The following is a 20854-nucleotide window of genomic DNA, read 5'->3' as shown; positions in this document are numbered from 1 at the left end:
CGCTCCTGTCTTCTGCCGGGCGTCAGACGCCCAGGTAGGTTCTGAGTTTGCCAGGATCCGCCTTGAGTTCAGCGGCATCCATCCGGTCCACATCGCGGCCATTCTCGATGAAGACGACCCGGTCGGCAATCGTCATGACCGTATCCACCCGCTGTTCGACCAGTACGATCGCGATGCCTTCGGCTTTCATCTTGAGCACCACGTCGCGGATCAGCTTGATCATCGAAGGCTGCAAACCCTCCGTCGGCTCATCCAGAAGCAGGACCTTGGGCCGCAGGCACAGCGCGCGGGCGGTGGCGAGCATTTGCTGCTCCCCCCCTGACAGCGTCCCAGCCGCCTGTCCCAGACGTTCGCGCAGACGTGGAAAAAGGTCCAACACCCATTCGCGCGTGGCCTTGCCTTCGCCACGGGTCATCAAACCCATTTCAATGTTCTCAGCGACGCTGAGTTCGGGGAACAGCCGCCGCCCCTGCGGGATATAGCCGATGCCGCGTCTGGGCACTTCGTGCGGGGGCAGGCTACTGATTTGGTCTCCATCCAGGGATACCTGCCCTTCGGACAGGGGCAGCAGCCCCATGATCGATTTCAGCGTCGTTGTCTTGCCCGCCCCGTTACGCCCCAGCAAGCACAGGATTTCCCCCGCGCGGGCGGTGAAGGACACACCATATAGCGCCTGAACCTGACCATAAGCGGCGTGTATGCCTTGCACCTCAAGCATCGGCGGTCCCCAGGTAGGCTGCCTGCACTGCCGTGTTCGCGTGGATTTCATCGGGTGTGCCGTTTGCCAGCACCATGCCCTGATCCAGCACGGTAATATGATCCGCCATGGCCATGACGACTTTCATGTTGTGCTCGATCAGCAGGATCGTCGTCTCTCCCGCGAGGGCCTGTATCAGGGTGATGAAATCCTGCACTTCGGATTCTGCCAACCCCTGCGTCGGCTCATCAAGGATGAAGACCTTTGGTTCCTGCGCAAGCCCCATGGCAATTTCCAGCAACCGCTGGTGGCCATAGCTGAGGTCCCCGGCAAGCTGGTCGGCGCGGTCGTCGATACCCACACGCTCAAGCACGGTGCGAACCTTCCTGTCGGTCCGCGCGGGATCCCCGCCCAGCACCCGGCGCGCGGCAAGGGCGACGTTTTCGTGCAGGGTCAGGCCCGGAAAGATGGAGGTGATCTGAAACGTGTAGGCAAGTCCAAGCTGAATGCGTCTGTGCGCCGGAAGCGCGCTGATGTCGCGGCCTTCAAAGAACACCTTGCCGCTGGTGGCGGGCGTGCGCCCGCTGACCATGCCGACGAAGGTGGATTTGCCGGCCCCGTTCGGGCCGATCAGCGCCGTGATCTTGCCGCGTTGCAGGACAAAGTTGATGTCGGTGTTTGCCTTCAGACCCGCATAGGTCTTCGTCAGGCCGCGCGTCTCGAGGATGTTCACGGCAGCCATGCAAAGGCCTTTCTGCGCAGCAGGCCCGCCAACCCCTGCGGCGCAAACAGGGTCAGCAGCACCAGCGCCACACCCGCAATCAGCATATAGGCGTTGGTGAAGGAGCTTGAGAGGTCGATCAGGTAGAACATGAACAACACCCCGATCAGCGGCCCGATCGTGGTACCAGCACCCCCCAAGAGCACCCAGAGCAGCGGAAAGATAGAGTATTGCACCGAAGCGAAGGTCGCCCCCACGTAGCCGAACAGCAATGCATAGGCCGCGCCTGCCAAACCTGACACAGCGCCCGACAGGATCATTGCATAGAGCTTGTGGCGCTGCGCGTCGTATCCCAGCATCCGTGTGCGTTCCTCGTTTTCGCGAATGGCCACCAGCGTGCGGCCAAAGCGGGACTGGATCACGCGAGCCAGCCCAAGCAGGCAGATCGCAAAGAGGATATAGGCGGCAAAAAAGCGCGCCGTGTCCGTGGTCAGATCGATTCCAGCGACCACCCGCGAGGCCTTTTGAACCACGAACCCTTCGTCACCCCGCGTATAGGTCCCGAAATACAGGACGACCAGATAGGCCGTCTGCGCAAACATCAGCGTGACGATCATGAACGATACGCCCGCCGTACGCAGGGCGAGTGCGGCCACTGCTGCTGCCAGCCCGGCGGCACAGATGACCCCGGTCAGGAACGCAATCGGCACGGGCCAGCCGCCTAGGTTTGCCGTCAGTCCAAAGCCGTACATGCCTGCGGCAAAGAACATGGCGTGACCAAGGCTCAGCAGCCCGGTGTAGCCGAACACCAGATTGAACCCCATCGCATAGATCGCCAGCACCATGATCCGCGACAGGTTACCCGCGTGGTAAGGCGGCAGCACGAAGAACAGCACCAGCAAAAGGGCCAGCACGCCCATGTGCAGCGTGTTCGACTTCGCCGCGTTCGTCATGTCTGCTTGCGTCCCATCAGGCCTTGCGGGCGAAAGACCAGCACCAAGGCCACCAGAAGTGTCGCAATGATCTTGGCGAGCGTGGGCGAGAAGAAGACAGAAATGATCCCGTCGCTCATCCCGATCAGCAAGGCGGCGATGACCGTGCCGGGCAGGCTGCCGAGGCCACCGATGATCACCACGATGAAGGACAACAGCAAGGGATCATGCCCCATCAGGTAATGCGCCTGTTGAATGGGCACCACCAGCACCGCACCCAGCGCGGCAAGCCCCGCCCCGAGCCCGAACACCAGCGAGTAAACACGCCCGACCGGTACGCCGAAGGCCTGCGCTGTTTCGCTGTCCTGTTGCGTGGCACGCATGAGCAGCCCCGCCTTGGTGCGCGTAATGATCAGCCAAAGCGCCACAAGCACCACGGCAGCGATGACGAAAAGCTTGTAGCTGGTCGTGCTTAGCCCCCATGGCCAGAACACCGCGAAACCTTCTTCCCCCCATTCGAACCACGGCAGGGCAAGGCGGGTGTTGAACGGCGGCTCCACCGGGCGGGCATCCGGGCCAAAGGTCATCAGCGTCGTCTGCTGAATGATATACAGCATCCCGATGGTGGCCACGATCGTCCGGTCCGCGTCGTAAGCCACACGTTTGAGCACCAGTCGGTCCGCGATCATGGCCATACCGCCCACTAGCGCAGGCGCGATGATCAGCGCGGCGACAAACCCCAGCGCAGGATGCGTCCCCAGCACGGTTGCGACCCACCATGCCAGCACGGCACCCAGCATGTAGAATTCGCCATGCGCCACGTTCACAACCCGCATCACCCCAAAAACAATGCTCAGCCCCATGGCCGTGAGCGCAAGAATGGCTGCGGTGACCGCCCCTTCAAGGGCGGCCAGCATCAGGTGAGGTCCGAATTCCATGTGTCTGGGTCGCCCTTGGTGCTGCCTTCAGGTCGGATCAGAAGGATTGCGTCGTGTAGTCGACTTCGTCCTCGTACATACCGTCCTCGATAGAGGCGGTGTGCTGCACCACCAGCTTGCCATCTTCCACCTTGGAAATGTACTGCACCCCGAAGGTTTGGTGGGTCTTGCCGTTGAAGCGCTTGGGCCCCTGCGGGTGATCCTCGGATTGTGGCATGTCGGTCATGGCCTCGACGGCTTCAATCAGCTTGGCACGATCATCGGGGCCTTGGTATCCCGCGCTTTCCATGCCGGCCTTGATGATGTTGAGCGTTTCCCAGCAACCGAACATATGCGCATATGTCGACACATCCTTGCTGTCGGCAAGCGACGCGCCGCGGTCATCGACCCCGACGGCGGCACGGTAGGCCTTGTCATAGTCGGTCTGGTTGGCCTGCGCGTGTCGCGGGTTGCCTTCCCAGAAATACGTCCCTTCGAGGAATTCCAGACCCGGGCTGTTGATTGCGACCGCTTCGAGACTGTCGATGAAACCAAAGATTTCGGGCCGTGAAGGACCGAAGAACTCACCCAGTTCCTTGACGAAGGTCAGGACCGCCGGGCCCACCATCACATGATAGACGACTTCGGTTTCACGCGGGATGTTCGGGAAATAGCGGGTGAAGGAGGTCTCGGTCGGCGGGATGGCGATCTTGGCCACCACTTCGCCGCCCTGCGCTTCGATTGCTTCGGAAAAGAAATCACGATGATCATGGCCGAAGGCAAAGTCGGGGTAGACCATCGTGACCTTCTTGCCAAGGTTGTCGCCCACGAACGGCGCCATCGACTTTACCTGGCTTTTCACATCGGTGATGCCGGGCTGAAGCGTATAGCGGTTCAGCATGCCGGAGGCGACATGGTGGCCCTCGGAAACCACGAAATACGGCAGTTTCAATTCACCTGCCCGCGGCGCCGAACCGATCACCACGTGGCTGAAAAGCGTGCCGAACGCGACGTCGCAGTTGTGCTGGGTGGCAAATTTTTCAAGCACTTCGGCGCCACGCTTGGGGTCGGTGCCATCGTCTTCTGTCACCACTTCCATAGGGCGGCCGTTTATGCCCCCCATGTCATTGATGCGCTTGACTGCGGCTGTGGTTGTCGCATCGTACCAGCGGCCATATGCAGCACCGATGCCGGTGGCATGTTTCTGAAAGCCGATCTTGATGGGCGCACTGCTTTGCGCCTGCGCGAAACCAAGGCTGCCGGGCAGCACGCCGGAGGCGGCCAGCGTCCCTGCGCCAAGACCCTTGAGCGCGGTGCGGCGATTGATCTGATTTTTCCCGTTGGACATCTTTTTCTCCCAAGCATTTTCGCTTTTTGTGCTGCGAGTTTGTGTGTGCACTAACAAAAAGTCCAGTTTTTATTTGCGTGTCACGCGCCCCGCGGGGCGGCCAGAAGCCACAGGCCGAAGATTGTATAAAAGATCATCAAAACGCTCAGCCCCACCTGCAAAAGCAGCATGTCCCTGTTCGAACGGCAAAAGCCTGATGCCAGTTGATGTGCCATCAACACCGACACGACATGCGAAAACACGACGGCGAAGGCCTGCGTTAACCAGATCACCTTGACCGTGTCCGCCGTGTTCAGAAACCCGGTCGTCACCCGCAGGTCTGATAGCCCGAAAAGGGTCATCCCCCGGCCAAAGGGGTCGCCCAAGGCGATCAGCACGTATTGGATCTGCACCATGAAACTGACCAGATAATGCGAGAAATGATAGCCGAGCGCGATGGGCAGGATGGAAATGGCGAAGGTATTGAACGCCTGCGAGAATAGTATTTCAGACGTGCTGCCGAAGACGGCCAATGCTTTCAGACCCACCCAGAGGCTCAACGCGAAGACCCCGATCAGCGCAAGGTTGGCCGCGATCAGGCCCAGGGTTGACGGCCAGACCACCGCGGATCGGCCCGGAAACTCCAACGGGTTGATGCCCAGTTTCGCGAGCCACCAGAATGTTTCGTGCAGGCCATCGAAACTGCCCGATGCAAGGATGATCAGGCAGAACACCGCGCGACTGGTATCCAGCGGGGCCGAACGGATGCTGAACCAACCCGGCGCACCTGCTTGGGACTGCGGCCACAGATGGACCGGCCGCAACGACCCGATCAAGCTGAACAGAACGGTGAAGCATTCCACCTGCCGCCCCCAGCGTTCGGCTCCGAAAAGCCACATGCCGAAAAGGGTGAACACCCAGTACCCAAGCGCGAAACCGGCAAGGCGCGGTGGATCGTTGGGGGCGATGTCAGCAAGGACAAAGCCCTGAAACAGGATGAAGATCACAACGGCGGGCCAAGCCTGCCAGCGTTCCGGCAGCGACAGCAAGGGGGCATCCCGTCCGATCAATGTCAGCAGGCCGCGCCACGGATTCACCCAACGCCAGATGTCCATCACCAATCCCTGAACCATGAAAAGGGCGATCCACCAGACGGTCCAAAGCGTCAGCGGCAGCAGGTTCTCCTGCGGATCAGGCGGCCCTGCCCAACCGATCCAGACCAGGCAGAGGAACGCGCAGGTTGCCAGCACCGATACACCGTCCGCAGCGCGCCGGAGCGGCAGACGTGGCATTCGCGCGACCGGACGAAAGAGGCGGTGCAGAATATCAACAGGCAGACAGGTGACCAGAACGATGGTCGCGGCGACGGTCATGGTTCCGCCGAAGGCATAGGCCTGTGTCGGCAACAAAAGGACAAACCCCTGCTCCGCTGCGTGGGCCAGCGCATGCCCGGGGCAGAACATCAGCATCGCCGCAATGGCAGGAAGGTACAGGCACGGCCGCATATCGTTAGTCTACGCATGATCCGTCGCGACAGTGCAAGCGCTTTGCCGGATGTCGGTCATCGCCACGCCCTTGGCGGAGCGCGGATTATGCGCCTATAGTCGGGCGGCACATAAGGGAGACCAAGGCGTATGGGCAAGTTGCATGCTTTTGATTTCAAGGGATGGATTGAAGAGCATCGTCATCTGCTCAAGCCGCCCGTGGGCAATCAGCAGATCTGGGAAGATGCCGACATGATGGTCACCGTTGTGGGCGGGCCGAACAAGCGCACGGATTACCATGACGACCCGGTGGAAGAGTTCTTCTACCAGTTGGAAGGCGACATGGTGCTGAAGCTCTATGACGGGACGGAATTCTATGATGTGCCGATCCGCGAGGGTGAGATATTCCTGTTGCCCCCCCATGTGCGGCATTCGCCCCAGCGCCCGCAGGAAGGGTCCGTTGGACTGGTGATCGAACCGAAGCGCCAGAAAGGCCAGCTTGACGGGGTGGAATGGTATTGCTTTGAATGTCAGGCGCTTGTGCACCGGGCGGAATTGCAGATGCAGTCCATCGTCAAGGACCTGCTGCCGGTCTACAAGGCATTCTACGCATCGACAGAAGACCGCACCTGTCCTTCCTGTGGTACGGTTCATCCGGGCAAGGAACCGCCAGAGGGCTGGGTAACACTGCCTTCCAGAGCCTGATCCGCCCTCCTGCCGCAAGACCTGTCAGATGAGCATTCCCCCCTCCCCCCAGACCGCGCGCCTGACCGGGCGCGGTTGTTATGCGGCTGATGCGCCGCTGGAAAAGCCTCTGTATCTGGCATTCCTGCGGAGCCCGGTTGCAGCGGGCAGGATCTCGACGCTGGCGGTGGCCGAAGGACTTGCAACCCGTGGCGTGCATGCCGTTCACACCGGCACTGATGTGGACCATCTTGGTGACCTGTCCGTCAATCCGGTGATCCCGATCAGCACACCGCTGGCCTATCCGCTGCTTGCGAAGGATCAGGTTGAAGCTGTGGGGCAACCCGTCGCGGCGGTGCTGGCCGACACCCCGCACGCGGCTTTGGACGGGGCAGAGGCGATCTTGCTCGACGTGCCCGATGACGCTTTGCCGCCACCCCGCACCGTCGCCGCCCAGCGCTGGCAGGCGGGGGATTGCGAAGCGGCCTTTGATCAGGCGACCTGGGTGGTTGATGTCACGATCCGCCATCCCCGCCTTGCCCCATGCCCGATGGAACCGCGCGGCATTTCGGTGGATTATGACCCGGCGACAGGGTGCGTGACGATCTGGCATGCGACCCAGACCCCGCATCGCACCAGATCCGAACTGGCCCGGATGTTATCGCTTGATCCGTCGCGCCTTCGCGTGATTGCCCAAGACGTGGGGGGCGCGTTCGGAATGAAGGCGTCGCTCTATCCCGAGGAAGCCATTGCCGTCTGGGCCGCGTTTCGGCACCGGCGGTCCATCCGCTGGATCGCGACACGGTCGGACGACTTCCTGTCGGCTACGCAGGGGCGCGGGTTGCATAGCCATGGCACGCTGGCGCTGGACGCTGCGGGCAGCTTTCTTGCCTTGAAGGCCGACATCACGGCGCCCCTGGGGCACTGGATGCCCCATTCCGCCCTGATCCCGGCCTGGAACGGCGCACGCACTCTGCCTTCGGGATATCAGGTGGGCGCAGTCGATATTGCGACCCGTGCACAGTCCGGACCGCTTGGTCCAACAGGCATTTACCGGGGCGCAGGCCGTCCCGAAGCGAACGCCCTGATGGAGCGGTTGGTGGACAAGGCCGCGCGGGCCTGCGCGGTGGACCCGCTGGAACTGCGCCGCCGCAACCTGTTGTCTGCCGATGCGTTGCCGTTCAAGACCGCGACCGGCAACACACTTGATAGCGGGGACTATACTGCGGCGCTTGACCGGCTTTATTTGAACAGTGATTACGCCAATCTCAGACAACAGCAGACAGCGCGCCGCAAAGAAGGGGAGCTTGTGGGCATCGGCACCGCATTCTACCTTGAACCCTCAGGCAGTGGCTGGGAAAGCGCGCGGGTCACCCTGCATCCCGATGGCCGGGCGGAGATCGCAAGTGGATCATCCTCGCAAGGGCAGGCGCGCCGGGAAACATATACGCGCATCGCCTCTGACGCCCTTGGGATCACGCCAGACCAGATCACCGTAGACCTTGCAGATACCGCAACCTGCCCCGAAGGGATCGGCGCATTGGCAAGCCGGTCAACGGCTATCGGCGGCAGTGCCGTACATGTGGCCTGTCAAGCGGCCCGCGCGCGGCGGAACGGTGGGGAAACAGGTGTGATCACGGTTGAGGAGCGGTACGAAAACGCGGGGCAAGCGTGGGGCTACGGCGCCTGCCTTGTGATGGTATCGATCGACGCGGACACCGGGGTCACGACCATCGAAAAGGCCTGTTGCGTGGACGACGCGGGGGTTGTGGTCAATGCATCAGCCTCACTTGGGCAGATCAGAGGGGGATTTGCGCAGGGTCTGGGCGAGGCGCTGATGGAAGCGGTGCATTACGACGCGGACGGGCAACTGCTGACGGGATCATTGATGGACTATGCCGTGCCGCGGGCGGGTGACATCCCACCGCTTGAGATTGCCAGCCTCTGCACGCCATCACCCATGAACGCCCTGGGTGCCAAGGGCGTCGGAGAAGCGGGCACGATCTCTGCCCCGATCGCCATCTTGAATGGCGTGCTTGATGCGCTGGCCCCTTTGGGCATTACTGATCTGGATATGCCACTGACCCCCTGCAAACTCTGGCACGCCATGGACGCCGCCAAGACAAGGACAAGCTTGCGATGAAATATACCCGGCTTGAGGCCAAGAATTACGCCCGCGACCACATGCGCGGCATCTGGGCTGCGGCGCTGAACCCTTTCAACGCTGATCATACCTTCGATGAAGGCGGCCTGCGGTCCAATATCCGGCACTGGATCGATGATCTGGACATCCAGGGCCTGTTCATTGCCGGCAAACAGGGCGAATTCTTTTCCATGTCGCTGGAAGAACGCAAACGCAACTTCGAGATCGCGGTGGATGAATGTGACGGCAAGGCCGGGACCATCATGTCCGCGTCTGATCAGAACTTCGATACGGTGCTGGAACTGGCCCGCCATGCGCAGGACTGCGGCGCGGATTATATCGTTGTTCACGCGCCCATGCTGCACTTCGTCACCGATCCCGACGACACGGTTTACAACTACTACAAAACCATCTGCGAACACGTCGACATCGGCATCGCCATGTGGAGCCATCCTGACAGCGGCTATCTGATGAGCCCGGAACTGTGTGCGCGCATCGCGGAACTGCCCAACATCGTCGCCATCAAGTATTCGGTGCCGCGCGACATGTATGTGAAGCTGACGCAGATGGTCGGGGACAAGATCCATGTCTCGACGGCATCGGAGGTCGAATGGCTGGATAACATCGAAGAACTTGGCTGGAAGCTTTACCTCTGCTCTTCCCCGCCGTATCAGCTTCAGACCAACGTGGATCGGCGGATGCACGATTATACGCAGGCCGCATTCAAGGGTGATTTTGCCACCGCCCGCCGTATCCGCGACAGTCTCGATCCGGTCCGCGATGCCATCAAGCGCACCAAGCCCGGTGGCAAACCGCAGGCCCATGGCAAGTATTGGCAGGAACTGCTTGGGCAGGCCGGTGGACCTGTGCGCAGCCCGCTGTTGCAACTGACCGACGCCGAAAAGGAAGCAACGCGCGCGGCGTTCGAGACCTGCGGCCTGAAACTGTGACGCGGGCGCGGAGCGAAAGCTTTCTCGCCGGGCTGTTTGACGCGGCCGTTGCCGCAGCTGATCCCAAGATTGCTCTTGCGGCGCATCTGCCCGAACCCCCTTTGGGGCGCACCGTTGTCGTTGGCGCGGGAAAAGGTGCCGCGCAATTGGCACAGGTGTTTGAACGCCTCTGGCCTGCGCCTCTCGAAGGGGTGGTCGTCACACGCTATGGGTACGGCGCGACGTGTGAGCGGATCAGGGTGATGGAAGCCGCGCACCCTGTCCCGGATGCGGCCGGACTTGAAGCCGCGCGGGCGTTGAAGGCAGCGGTGACGGGGCTTGGTCCTGATGATCTGGTCGTGGCATTGATCTGCGGTGGCGGATCTTCGTTGTTGCCCGACCCGCCCGAAGGACTGACGCTCGACGATTTGCAATCGCTGAACGAAGCATTGCTGGCTTCCGGCGCTCCGATCTCGGTGATGAACGACATTCGCAAACGCTTCAGCGGGATCAACGGTGGACGGCTGGCCGCGCTGGCGGCCCCTGCCCCGATTTGCAACCTTATCGTGTCCGACGTGCCGGGCGATTCCCCGGGCGAGGTCGCCTCCGGCCCCACGGTGCCGGGCAGGCCTTCTGCCGAAGAGGTCACCACACTGATCAAATCGCGCGGCATCCAACTACCTGACCGTTTGATGGCACATATGGCTGCGCAGACGTCTGATGCAGCGCCCCACATCGCCCAAACGGTAGACACTCGGATCATCGCTTCGGCTGCGCTATCGCTTGAGGCGGCGGCCAAGGCTGCCCGCGCGCAAGGCGTGAATGCATGGGTCCTTTCAGACCGGATTGAGGGGGAGGCCCGTGATGTGGCACTGGTCCATGCCGCGCTGGCGATCGAGGGTGCAAAAAGCAGTATTCCCTATCCTGCGCCCCTTGTGATGCTGTCGGGCGGAGAGACGACCGTGACTTTGCGCCATAAGGGCCGCGGGGGCCGCAATTCGGAGTTCCTGCTTTCACTGGCGCTGGCGCTCGAAGGCACGGAGGGGATCAGCGCATTGGCTGCGGACACCGATGGCATTGACGGATCGGAGAATAACGCAGGCGCTTTCGCCGATGCCACGACAGCCCGAAAAATGCGCGCAGCGGGGATCGATCCGACTGTTATGCTGCAGACAAACAATGCATACACCGCTTTCGACGCGATTGATGCGCTGTTCATGACGGGACCGACGGGCACCAACGTGAACGACTTTCGCGCCATCCTTATCGGTGCTCCACCTTGATCTAAACGTTGGCAAGATAGTGTAACAGCCGCCTTTCAGAGGCGAACAAGCCCGTGGGGCCTTCGGTCTTTTCTGCCAGCGCATCCGCGCCCGCCAGATCAATCACCGCCGGATGAACATAGCTGTTGCGGGCAACGGTCGGGGTGTTGTTCAACTCTTCCGCGGCGGCGACGGTCATGGCCTTTATCGTCGCGTTCCCCTGTTCGGCCACCTCGAACGCGGCTCGGGTTCCGTTCCAAGTCCGGAAGGTCTTGGCCGTGAAACCGTCAGATCCTGCCGCATCAGCGATGTACGTATTAAGATGGGTCGATGTTACCGTTTGAAGGGAACCGTCGTCATCCAGCCATCCCAGCAATTCCGCACCGGGCAGGTCGCTGATCTTGTGCAACACGCGTGCAAGGGTGCGGTCACTGATCTGCCTGCGGACTTTCTTCCCGCCCTTGGCCGTAAAGCGCAGGGCGATGCGGTTGCCATCCAACTGCACATGTTTGTCCCTGAGCGTCACCGCACCAAAGCTGCCATTCTGGCAGGTGTATTCGGGATCGCCCACGCGGATGCTGGTGCGATCGATCAACGTCACGGCGCTTGCGAGGGCAAATATCTTCTCACCCATAGGTTCGCGCAGGTCACGCTGCACGCGGCGGCGCAGGCGCGGGAGGACTTCCGCGAAATCAACCAAGGTGTCGAATTTCGTTTCTGCCCGGGCCGCTGCCCACTCCGGATGGTAGCGATACTGCTTGCGTTTGCGATCATCGCGGCCGGTGGCTTGCAAGTGACCGTTTGGCAGCGGACACATCCAGACGTCCTCATATGCCGGCGGCACCGCCAGCGCTTCCAACCTTTGGCGTTCGGCGCCGCGCGCAATTGTGGTGCCGTCGGGCGCAATGTATGTGAAACCGCGCCCCCGCTTTTGGCGTGTAATGCCCGGCTGTGTATCGCTTACATGGACAAGGCCACTGGGCAGCATCGCGATCAGGCCGCGCGCACTTCGGACGACAGCTTCAGCACTTCGTCCCCGTCGTCCTGTTCGATAAACAGCGCAGGATCATCGTCGGAGCCATCACGGGTCACTTCGCTGCCTTTGATCTTGCGGGTGATCTTCTGGGTATAGGTCTTTTGCACCGTCCCGGTCCCGGTGCCATCACCCCAGTCCCATTCCACCTTGTCGCCTTCGCTGTAGGTCGCCATCGTATTCTCCAAGCTTTTGTCGGAGAGGTAACGACCAAAGCGTGCCCTTTGTTCCCGGCCCCTTCAGACGCGCCAGCGCAGCACGCGGCGTTCCACCGTCGCGATCCCGGCGGAAACCAGAACACCAAGGATGGAGAGGATTACGACACCGGCAAACAGACGTTCCAGATCATAAAGACTGCCTGCCTGAAGGATATAGGCACCAATCCCGAACTCCGCGCCCAGCATTTCCGCCGCCACCAGCAGGATGATGGCAATGGTCAGCGAAATGCGCAGCCCCGACAGGATGCCCGGCATCGCCCCCGGCAGGACGATCTTGCGCACAATGGACCGCCAACTCAGGCCAAAGCTTTGGCCCATGCGGATAAGCGTACGGTCCACGTTGTCGACGGCGGCGTAGGTGGCGACCACCGTGGGGGTGAAGGTGCCAAAGGCGATAAGAGCGTATTTGCTGGCCTCATCAATGCCGAACCAGATCACGAACAGCGGCAAGAGCGCGATCTTCGGTATCGGGAAAATCGCCGCGACCAACGGCACCAGACCCGCCCGGGCAAGCGAGAACAAGGCGATCAACACACCCAAGGCAATGCCAAGACCCGCCCCGATGCTGGCCCCCACCACCAGACGTGTCAGCGACGGAAGCAGGTGCTTGAACAGCATCCCCGACGCATAGAGTTCATGAAATGTCAGCAGCACATCGCTGGGCCGCGGCAGTGTCAGCGCCGAAATGAAGCCGCTGCGCGTGCCCCATTCGGCGAAAGTGATCAGCAGAACGAAGACCAGCAAACCCATTCCGCGCACCTGCCGGGCGACAAACCCACCGCCACGAAAGGGGACCGGACGGCCGGGATCAGACATCCATCAGCTCCGCATCTGCGGCAGCGGCCTCTTCGCGCATCATGTCCCAAAGGAGTTTCTGTTGCGTTTCCAGCTCTGCCTGCCCGGTCCGCCTTTCGGCGAGTGGCATGTCAATCGAAACCACCTCGCGCACCTGCCCCGGTCGGCGCGACAACACAACGATCTTGTGACCCAGCCGCACCGCTTCGGCAAGGTTGTGGGTGACATAGACCGCCCCGAACGGCGCGCGGGTCCACAGGCTGATCAGATCATCCATCAAGAGTTCGCGCGTCTGGCTGTCCAGCGCGCTCAGCGGTTCGTCCATCAGCATCACGGCGGGATTGACGGCAAGCGCGCGCGCAATCGCTACCCGCTGTTTCATGCCCCCTGAAAGCTGCTTGGGCAGCGCATCGGCGAAATCGGAAAGCTTTGTACGCGCAAGCACGTCGTCGATCACCGCGGCTTTTTCACGCCGGTCCAGCGGATGATCCTCCAACACCAAGGACACATTGCCCCGAACCGTCCGCCACGGCAGCAGGGCGAAATCCTGAAAGATGAAGGTCAGCGGGTTCAGGCAGCCCTGTGGCGGCGCGCCCATCTGCAATACCTGCCCCCGGTCGGGCCGTTCCAGCCCGCCCAGCATGCGCAACAACGTCGACTTCCCGCAGCCTGACGGCCCGACGATACAGACGATCTTGCCAGACGGGATATCAAGCGTGATATCCCGCAATACCTCGGTCGCCCCGTAGTGGTGGCTGACATTCTCCAGCCGCAGGTCCATCCCGCGCCGCCCAATCAGGCCCCGATGGTTTTGACGTAGGACGTATCCACAAGCTGATCGAGGGTGATATCCGCATCTACCAGCCCTTCGGACTGGAACCAGCTCAATTGATCCGCCACGGACGCGACGTTCAATGCCGCGCCTTCGTTCAGGCGCATGGTGCCGTTGATGATCGATGGTGCCGCCTTTTCGCGCGGGCGGTCTGTGTAGACATATTTATGGATCAGATCGACCATCTGGTTCACGCCGTCCTCACCGCCGGTCTTGGCGATCATCGCGGCGTTGTAATCCGCCACCCCCTTGGAGAAGCCAGCAAGGAAACCACGCGTCATGTCACCTTCTTCGGCGGCGTTCTCGGCAGAGGTAAACACGGTCGTAACTTGATAGTCCTTCACGTAATCGGCCACGTCACCGATGATGTGCACCGCGCCTGAACCTGCAAGCGGCTTGGCGATATGCGGCACGATGGACCATGCGTCCACCTGACCCGATTTCAGTGCACCGATGATTGCGCCGACCTTCTGGAGCGGCTTGAAGCTAAGGCTGATGCCTTCGGCAGCCGCCATCTTCGAACCCATGTAGTGGAACGAGGATCCCGCCTGCGTCACTGCCCATGTCTTGCCATCCAGTTGGCCTGGGCTGGTGATACCGGATTGGTACGCCGCATCGGAGACGAGGATCTTCTGCCCGTCGATGCCCGCCTCTTCCTGCAGCGCGCCACCGATCACCTTGATCGCGCCTTTCTGCGCCAGTGACACCAAACCGCCGGAAATCGCAGTCACGGCATAATCCACATCGCCGCTGGCGATGGCCACGGCCATCGGTTGTGCCGCCTCGAAGAAGCGAAGTTCAACGTCCAGTCCCGCCTCATCGAAATAGCCGCGTTCATAAGCGACAAAGCTGCCTGAATGGCTCGTGAAGCGCAGCGCGCCGACGGTGATTTTGCGGTTTTGTGCCAGTGCGGGGCTTGCAAGGCCGATGGCGGCGGTCGCGCCGATGGTGGCAAGGGCTTGGCGGCGGTTGAATGAGGTCATGGTTTTCTCCCGATATGTTTCCCTGCAGGATGCTCAAGCGGTGGTTTCAGAGTCAAGCGAATGCGAGGGATGTGGCAGCAACCATGCTGAATCCTGACGTGCAATTTTACCCTGCAAAATACGAAACAGCCCTACCCTCGCCACGGCAGACGCGGTATCAGCCGGTGAAGCCAACAAACGAGACCTGACATGACCTTTTCACGCGCCATCAAGATCGCGCCTTCCATCCTTGCCGCTGACTTTGCCAACTTCGGTGCTGAATGCGCCGCCGTTGAAGCGCAAGGCGCTGACTGGGTGCATGTGGATGTGATGGACGGGCATTTCGTGCCCAATATCTCCTTCGGCCCAGCCACCTGTGCGGCCATCCGACCGCATATCAAAGGGGTGATGGACGTGCATCTGATGATCGCGCCCGTCGATCCCTATATCGATGCATTCGCCGAAGCCGGTGCTGACATCATCACCGCGCATGTGGAGGCTGGCCCCCACATTCACCGGACCCTGCAGGCCATTCGCGCAAGCGGGGCGAAGGCGGGTGTCGCCCTCAACCCCGGCACCTCTGCCGAAGCAGTTGCTCCGCTGCTGGACGTGACTGACTTGGTTTGCGTCATGACGGTGAACCCGGGTTTCGGTGGACAGAAATTCATCGACATGACCGACAAGGTGCGAACCCTGCGCAGCATGATCGGGGACCGCCCCATTCATGTTGAGATCGACGGTGGCGTTGATCCGACAACGGCACCCGGACTGGCGAAGGCCGGTGCGGATGTCCTGGTGGCAGGTTCTGCCGTGTTCAAAGGTGGCTCTGCATCCGATCCGGGGCCCTATGGGGAAAACATCCGCGCCATCCGGGCCGCCGCTGAAGGCACCTACACCTGATCAGTCAAAGTGGTCCGCGAAGGCATCCATCAAGCGGTGCTTTAGAATTTTGCCCGTGGGGGCTGCAGGCAGGCTGGTCGCAAGGATGATCTGTGAGGGACGTTTGTACCCCGCAAGCCGGGCGCCGACATAGGCTTTCAGTTCCTCGACCTCCGGCGCGTCCCCTTCGGCAATCTGGACAAATGCCAGCACCTGTTCATCCCCTTTGATCATCCGCCCAATGACGGCGGACTGGATGACCTGAGGATGATCATTCAGCGCGGCTTCGACCTCTGGCGGATAGACGTTGAAGCCGCCATGGATGATCAACTCTTTCGAGCGACCGAGAATGTGCAGCAATCCCGCGTCGTCAATCTTTCCAAGGTCACCCGTGCGCATCCAGCCATCCGCATCAAGAACGCGCTGCGTTTCGTCGGGATTGCGATAATAGCCTTTCATCACATGCCCTCCGCGGGTCAGCACTTCGCCTTCGCCCGGGCTGCCCCCCTCGACGGTATCGTCGATGCGCACCTCTACACCCGGCAGGGGCGGCCCGACAGACGTGTCGGGATCGCCGATCGCGCTGCGTGTTGCACAGATGCCGGCGGTGGTTTCCGTCATGCCGTAGCCATTTTGCAGCGCCACGCCATAGAACGCTTCGGCCTTGCGCTTCCAAGCGGGGTCCAGCGGTGCCGCCCCTGAAGACACATAGCGCAGCTTGTCCGACCCCAGCGCCGTCAGTCCCTGCTCCTTGGTGTATTGCATCAGGAGCGCATGCATTTGCGGCACTGCCGACAGCAAAGTCACGCCATCCTGCAACGCCGCGAATAGCCTGGCAGCAGAAAACCGCGCTTCCAGCCGCACGGTTGCGCCGGCGAAACACGACGCTGTCACGACAGACGCCAGACCGAAGACATGGGTGATCGGCAGAACGCCATAGATCAGGTCCTGCGGTGTCATGCCCCGCAGATTGGCCGAGGCCATGCCGCCAAAGCGCAGATTGTCGTGAGTCAACATCACCCCCTTGGGGTCGCCGGTTGTGCCCGTCGTATAAAGCAGGACTGCCACATCGTGCAGGTCCGGGTCTGGCGCGCTTTGCATCGGCGTTGCCATGTGCAGGCTACCAAAAACGCCGGTCATTTCCTGCGCACCCAGCCTGTCGGCATGGGCGCTGGCGTCGGAAGAAGCCGCACAGGTCATCAGCACCGCCGCGGGCGTCGCGTGGTCAAGAATACGGGTGAATTCGCCTTCGGTCTGGCGGGCGTTCACCGGGATCACCACCGCATCCATCTTCCAGCAGGCAAACAGGACGGCAACCGCCGCAGCGCAGTTTTCGGACAGGAGCAAAACGCGGTCGTTGGCCTGAACCCCGGCGGTTCGGAGCACCTCCGCAAGTGCATCGCTTGCAGCATCCAGATCGGCATAGCACCAGGCCGTGCCGACGCCATCTGTCAGGGCCGGGGCTCGGGGATGGTCGCGGACCTGCTCCGCCAGAAATGTTTCAACACGGGCCATGAGGCAGTTCATCCCTTCCCTGCTCAGCGGTATGCGGGTTTTCGTTTTTCAAGGAACGCCGCGATGCCCTCAGCGGCTTCATCCGCGCCTGCGGCCACGGCCATCGCGTCCCTCTCGGCGTCCAGCTGTTCTGCCTCGGTACTTTCGTATGCTGTGCTGACCAGTTGTCGAATTGTGGATTGTGCATCACGCGGCCCAGCCGCCAGCGTATCGGCCAGCAACAGGGCTTCTTCCAGGGCGTGTCCGACAGGACACAGGCGACTGACCGCACCCAGTTCGGCAAAGCGGCTTGCCATGACAGGCCGACCTAGCAGACACATTTCCATTGCCAAAGGGCGCGGCAAAAGACGCGCCATGGCAGACGTCAGACCTGCATCGGGCACAAGACCCGCCTTGACATATGCAGCGGTGAACTTGGCCTCCTTGCTGGCGACGATCAGATCGCAAGCCAGCGCCAGCGAAAGCCCTGCGCCGGCTGCACCGCCTTCGACCGCGGCGATAATCGGAACCGGGCAAGCGCGCATCGCGCGAACCAGATCATGCAGATCATCGATGCGGTCGCGGCGTTCCTCAACACTGATGGTGCGGCGCGCGATCAGAACATTTAGATCACCCCCGGCACAAAAGAATTCGCCCTCCGACGTCAGGATGACGGCACGGATGCGCGGATCTGCTGCCTGCCGCATGGCCGTTGCAATGCAGTCGTACAATTCCGGCGACAACGCTCCGCGCCGCGCAGTGTTACCATTCCATATGATCAGCCGGTCACCCCGGTCTTCGATACGTGCGCTCATGATTTTGCCCTTTTGAAAACGCCACTTGCGGTGGACAACACCTGCCCATCGGCATCCAAGATCTGCGCGTTGGCATAAACAATCTTGTACCCGCCCCCCGATACAACACCAGTCGCGACGACCCGGCCCTGCGCTGCTGCAGCCACGTAGCTTGTGCTAAGCGACAGCGTCAGCACCGGAACCAAGATATCATCTCCTGCCAGAAAACGTGACGCCGCGAACCCTGCTGCGGCATCCAGCATCATGGCATGTATCCCCCCATGCAACGTGCCATTGCGGTTGCGATGCTTGGGTTCGATATCCAGCGTGACCGTCGCAAGCCCGGAGGGATCATTCAGATCAATCTGGTATCCGACAAGCTGTTCCGCGCCGCTTTTGGGTGGTCTATGCGGCGGCAAGGGCAATGTAACGCTCCAGATGATGATCGGTGTCGCCGAAGCGGTGGTCGGCCATGACGATGCGTTTGGCGATATGGGCCAGTTCGTATTCCTGCGTCATGGCAATGCCGCCATGCATCTGGATGCTGTCTTCGGCAATCAGCCGCCCGGCGCGCCCCATCAGGTTCTTGGCAGCAGAAACCTGACGTTCGCGTTCGCCCCGCGCGCTTTCAAGATGGCCTGCGGCGTTGATCACGGCGGACCGCGCCTGTTCCATCTCGATCAGCAGATCAGCCATGCGGTGTGCCAGCGCCTGAAAGGTGCCGATGGGCCGCCCGAATTGCTTGCGCGTGCCAAGATAGTCCTTGGTCAGGTGGGTTGCGGTTTCCATCGCACCAAGCGTTTCGGCGCATTGCGCAACGCTGGCGGCGGCGATGCGCGCCTCGATGGCATCAAAAGCCTGCCCTGCCACACCAAGCCTCGCGGATGCAGGCAGCCGCACGTCGTCCAGCATCACCTCCGCGGCACGTCCGCCAGCAAGCAGAGCATAGCCCTGGATAGTGACACCCTTGGTGTCAGCAGGAACAACGAAAAGCGAAATACCATCCGTGTCCCCCACATCCCCGCTTTCGCGCGCAGACACGACCAGCATCTGTGCCGCGTCGGCATTCACCACGACAGCCTTGTGACCATTCAGCACGATATCATCACCGCCTGACTTGGCCGTGGTCTGAACCCGGTTCAGATCATAACGGCTGGAAGGTTCGCCATGCGCGAAGGCAAGTTGCAGCGATCCTTCGATGATTTGTTCCACCATCGACCGCTGCGTGTCATTGCCCAGGTCCGCAATCAGTCCCCCGGCAAGGACAGCGGTGTCCAGAAACGGTTCAACCACACCCGCACGCCCCAGTTCTTCGAACACCACGGCGATATCAAATCCTTTACCGCCGAAACCGCCCTGCTCCTCGGTGAAAAGGGCCCCGATCACGCCAAGTTCCGCCAATTGGTTCCAGATGTCCGCCGACATGCCGCTGTCACTGTTGATGATGTCATTGCGCGTCGCCGTGTCATAGCGTTCGCGCAGGAAGCGCCGCAGGGTGTCCTGCAGCATCTGCCGTTCTTCCGTCAGATCGAAATTCATGCCTCAGCCTCCCATCGTGACTTTGGCGATGATGCCGCGCTGGATTTCGTTGGAGCCACCGAAGATCGACAGCTTGCGGTTGTTGAAATACTGCGAGGCCACAGGGCCCGCACCGCTTGGGTCCGGCAGACCGGCGTTGCTGCCCTCCAGCGCCTCGGAGGCAAAGGGCATTGCATATGCCCCCGCCGCCCGCCGCGCCAGATCGTTGATTTCCTGCCGGATAATCGTGCCTTTGACCTTTAGCATGGAGCTTTCCACCCCCGGTGCCGTACCCGCCGCCGCCTTGGAGACGATACGAAGGTTTGTCGTGGCCATGGCCTTGAGGTCGATCTCCACCTGCGCCAGGCGTGCCGCGAAATGCGGGTTTTCGATCAGCGGCTTGCCATTGGCCATTTCGGATTTTGCGATCCGCTTCACCCGTGACAGCCCCGCCTGAGAGAACCCTACCCCGGCGATGTTTGTCCGCTCATGCGTGAGCAGATACTTAGCATAGGTCCAGCCCTTGTTCTCCTCCCCGACAAGGTTTTCCACAGGTACCTTCACATCCGTGAACCAGACTTCATTCACCTCCGCGCCGCCGTCCAGCAGCACGATGGGACGCACTTCAACGCCGGGCGTCTCCATGTCGATCAACAGGAAGGAAATCCCTTCCTGCTGTTTCACGTCCTTGTCGGTGCGCACCAGACAGAAGATCATGTTGGCGTGCTGGCCCAGGGTCGTCCATGTTTTCTGGCCATTGACGATGTAGTGATCGCCGTCCTTTACCGCCGTGGTTTTCAACGAGGCCAGATCGGACCCCGCGCCGGGTTCGGAATACCCCTGACACCACCAGTCTTCGCCCGACAGGATACGTGGCAACCAATAATCGCATTGTTCCTGCGATCCGAATTTCTGCAACACCGGCGCCAGCATCGACAGACCGAAGGGCACGGTGCGCGGCGCATGATGTGCGGCGGCCTCTTCTTCGAAAATATGCCGCTGCACGGCGTTCCATTCCGCCCCGCCGTGGGCTTTGGGCCAATTGGGCGCAAGCCAGCCCTGCGTATTCAGGATCGCGTGCCAGCGTTCCATGTCTGCCTTGGTCAGTTCCTTCCCGTCACGCACCTTGTCGCGCAACGCTTTGGGCAGCTTGGTCTCCAGGAATTCGCGCACTTCGTCGCGGAACGCCTGTTCTTCGGCGGAATAGCTCAGGTCCATCGTATCGCTCCTCAA

General features: G+C 61.3%; 21 protein-coding genes. 5 read left to right on the top strand and 16 right to left on the bottom strand.

The genetic code is table 11. From position 1 onward, the window contains the following. Positions 1-22: 22 nt before the first annotated feature. The 6 genes from AB4X18_RS11830 to AB4X18_RS11805 all read right to left on the bottom strand — a co-directional run bounded on the left by AB4X18_RS11830 (position 23) and on the right by AB4X18_RS11805 (position 6099). Positions 23-718 (bottom strand): ABC transporter ATP-binding protein, encoded by a 696-nt coding sequence (locus AB4X18_RS11830; protein ID WP_432816628.1) that lies wholly within the window; start codon positions 716-718, stop codon positions 23-25. Continuing rightward, positions 711-1430: an ABC transporter ATP-binding protein gene (locus AB4X18_RS11825; RefSeq protein WP_370402619.1), complete on the bottom strand. Its 720-nt coding sequence runs from the start codon at positions 1428-1430 to the stop codon at positions 711-713. The genes AB4X18_RS11830 and AB4X18_RS11825 overlap by 8 nt, the downstream gene beginning before the upstream one ends. Continuing rightward, entirely contained in the window at positions 1427-2371 is a 945-nt protein-coding gene (locus tag AB4X18_RS11820) for a branched-chain amino acid ABC transporter permease (protein WP_432816627.1), read from the bottom strand. Before AB4X18_RS11820 ends, AB4X18_RS11825 begins: the two co-directional genes overlap by 4 nt. Further along, positions 2368-3288, bottom strand: coding sequence for a branched-chain amino acid ABC transporter permease (locus tag AB4X18_RS11815; protein ID WP_370400269.1), 921 nt, complete (start codon positions 3286-3288; stop codon positions 2368-2370). Before AB4X18_RS11815 ends, AB4X18_RS11820 begins: the two co-directional genes overlap by 4 nt. A 37-nt stretch (positions 3289-3325) precedes the next feature. Next, positions 3326-4615, bottom strand: a complete 1290-nt coding sequence (locus AB4X18_RS11810) for an ABC transporter substrate-binding protein (protein WP_370400268.1) — start codon at positions 4613-4615, stop codon at positions 3326-3328. 80 nt (positions 4616-4695) lie between these two features. Further along, positions 4696-6099, bottom strand: coding sequence for a hypothetical protein (locus tag AB4X18_RS11805; protein WP_432816626.1), 1404 nt, complete (start codon positions 6097-6099; stop codon positions 4696-4698). 129 nt (positions 6100-6228) lie between these two features. Here AB4X18_RS11805 and AB4X18_RS11800 point away from each other — a divergent pair, with 129 nt between their 5' ends. From AB4X18_RS11800 to AB4X18_RS11785, 4 genes are read left to right on the top strand one after another with little or no spacing between them, the layout of a single operon-like run. Then, entirely contained in the window at positions 6229-6783 is a 555-nt protein-coding gene (locus AB4X18_RS11800) for a 3-hydroxyanthranilate 3,4-dioxygenase (RefSeq protein WP_432816625.1), read from the top strand. A 28-nt stretch (positions 6784-6811) separates the two neighbouring features. Continuing rightward, a complete protein-coding gene (locus AB4X18_RS11795) occupies positions 6812-8905 on the top strand; it encodes a xanthine dehydrogenase family protein molybdopterin-binding subunit (protein WP_432816624.1) in 2094 nt (697 codons plus the stop codon). Then, complete coding sequence (locus tag AB4X18_RS11790; protein ID WP_370400266.1) at positions 8902-9855, top strand: dihydrodipicolinate synthase family protein; 954 nt, start codon at positions 8902-8904, stop codon at positions 9853-9855. Before AB4X18_RS11795 ends, AB4X18_RS11790 begins: the two co-directional genes overlap by 4 nt. Beyond that, on the top strand, positions 9852-11117 hold the full coding sequence (locus AB4X18_RS11785) for a glycerate kinase type-2 family protein (RefSeq protein WP_370400265.1): 1266 nt from the start codon (positions 9852-9854) through the stop codon (positions 11115-11117). Before AB4X18_RS11790 ends, AB4X18_RS11785 begins: the two co-directional genes overlap by 4 nt. Position 11118: 1 nt before the next feature. On the opposite strand, the gene AB4X18_RS11780 is transcribed toward AB4X18_RS11785, so the two are convergent. The 5 genes from AB4X18_RS11780 to AB4X18_RS11760 form a co-directional block, all read right to left on the bottom strand. Then, positions 11119-12084: a DNA topoisomerase IB gene (locus AB4X18_RS11780; RefSeq protein ID WP_370400264.1), complete on the bottom strand. Its 966-nt coding sequence runs from the start codon at positions 12082-12084 to the stop codon at positions 11119-11121. Between the two features lie 5 nt (positions 12085-12089). Then, positions 12090-12305: a DUF2945 domain-containing protein gene (locus AB4X18_RS11775; protein WP_370400263.1), complete on the bottom strand. Its 216-nt coding sequence runs from the start codon at positions 12303-12305 to the stop codon at positions 12090-12092. Between the two features lie 63 nt (positions 12306-12368). Continuing rightward, positions 12369-13163 carry an ABC transporter permease gene (locus AB4X18_RS11770; RefSeq protein ID WP_370400262.1) on the bottom strand — a complete coding sequence of 265 codons (795 nt, stop codon included), beginning with the start codon at positions 13161-13163 and terminating at the stop codon, positions 12369-12371. Continuing rightward, entirely contained in the window at positions 13156-13923 is a 768-nt protein-coding gene (locus AB4X18_RS11765; RefSeq protein WP_370400261.1) for an ABC transporter ATP-binding protein, read from the bottom strand. The genes AB4X18_RS11770 and AB4X18_RS11765 overlap by 8 nt, the downstream gene beginning before the upstream one ends. A 14-nt stretch (positions 13924-13937) precedes the next feature. Continuing rightward, on the bottom strand, positions 13938-14957 hold the full coding sequence (locus AB4X18_RS11760; protein ID WP_370400260.1) for an ABC transporter substrate-binding protein: 1020 nt from the start codon (positions 14955-14957) through the stop codon (positions 13938-13940). 189 nt (positions 14958-15146) lie between these two features. Between AB4X18_RS11760 and rpe the strand changes: the two genes are divergently transcribed. Next, positions 15147-15836 (top strand): ribulose-phosphate 3-epimerase, encoded by a 690-nt coding sequence (gene rpe / locus AB4X18_RS11755; RefSeq protein WP_370400259.1) that lies wholly within the window; start codon positions 15147-15149, stop codon positions 15834-15836. Here rpe and AB4X18_RS11750 read toward each other — a convergent pair whose 3' ends face one another. Genes AB4X18_RS11750 through AB4X18_RS11730 form a run of 5 tightly spaced genes read right to left on the bottom strand, consistent with a single transcriptional unit; the run spans position 15837 to position 20839 of the window. Next, positions 15837-17330, bottom strand: a complete 1494-nt coding sequence (locus AB4X18_RS11750; protein WP_432816623.1) for a class I adenylate-forming enzyme family protein — start codon at positions 17328-17330, stop codon at positions 15837-15839. It abuts the gene before it with no gap. 23 nt (positions 17331-17353) lie between these two features. Next, positions 17354-18124, bottom strand: a complete 771-nt coding sequence (locus AB4X18_RS11745) for an oxepin-CoA hydrolase, alternative type (RefSeq protein WP_370400258.1) — start codon at positions 18122-18124, stop codon at positions 17354-17356. Then, complete coding sequence (locus tag AB4X18_RS11740; protein ID WP_370400257.1) at positions 18121-18522, bottom strand: PaaI family thioesterase; 402 nt, start codon at positions 18520-18522, stop codon at positions 18121-18123. The genes AB4X18_RS11745 and AB4X18_RS11740 overlap by 4 nt, the downstream gene beginning before the upstream one ends. Beyond that, the gene (locus AB4X18_RS11735) at positions 18509-19642 is read right to left on the bottom strand and encodes an acyl-CoA dehydrogenase family protein (protein ID WP_370400256.1); all 1134 of its coding nucleotides are present in this window, start codon (positions 19640-19642) and stop codon (positions 18509-18511) included. The genes AB4X18_RS11740 and AB4X18_RS11735 overlap by 14 nt, the downstream gene beginning before the upstream one ends. 3 nt (positions 19643-19645) lie before the next feature. Then, positions 19646-20839, bottom strand: coding sequence for an acyl-CoA dehydrogenase family protein (locus tag AB4X18_RS11730; RefSeq protein WP_370400255.1), 1194 nt, complete (start codon positions 20837-20839; stop codon positions 19646-19648). Between the last annotated feature and the right edge of the window lie 15 nt (positions 20840-20854).

The organism is Sulfitobacter rhodophyticola (assembly GCF_041281685.2).
GTDB lineage: Bacteria > Pseudomonadota > Alphaproteobacteria > Rhodobacterales > Rhodobacteraceae > Sulfitobacter.
This window is presented reverse-complemented; position numbering and strand designations above follow the sequence as displayed.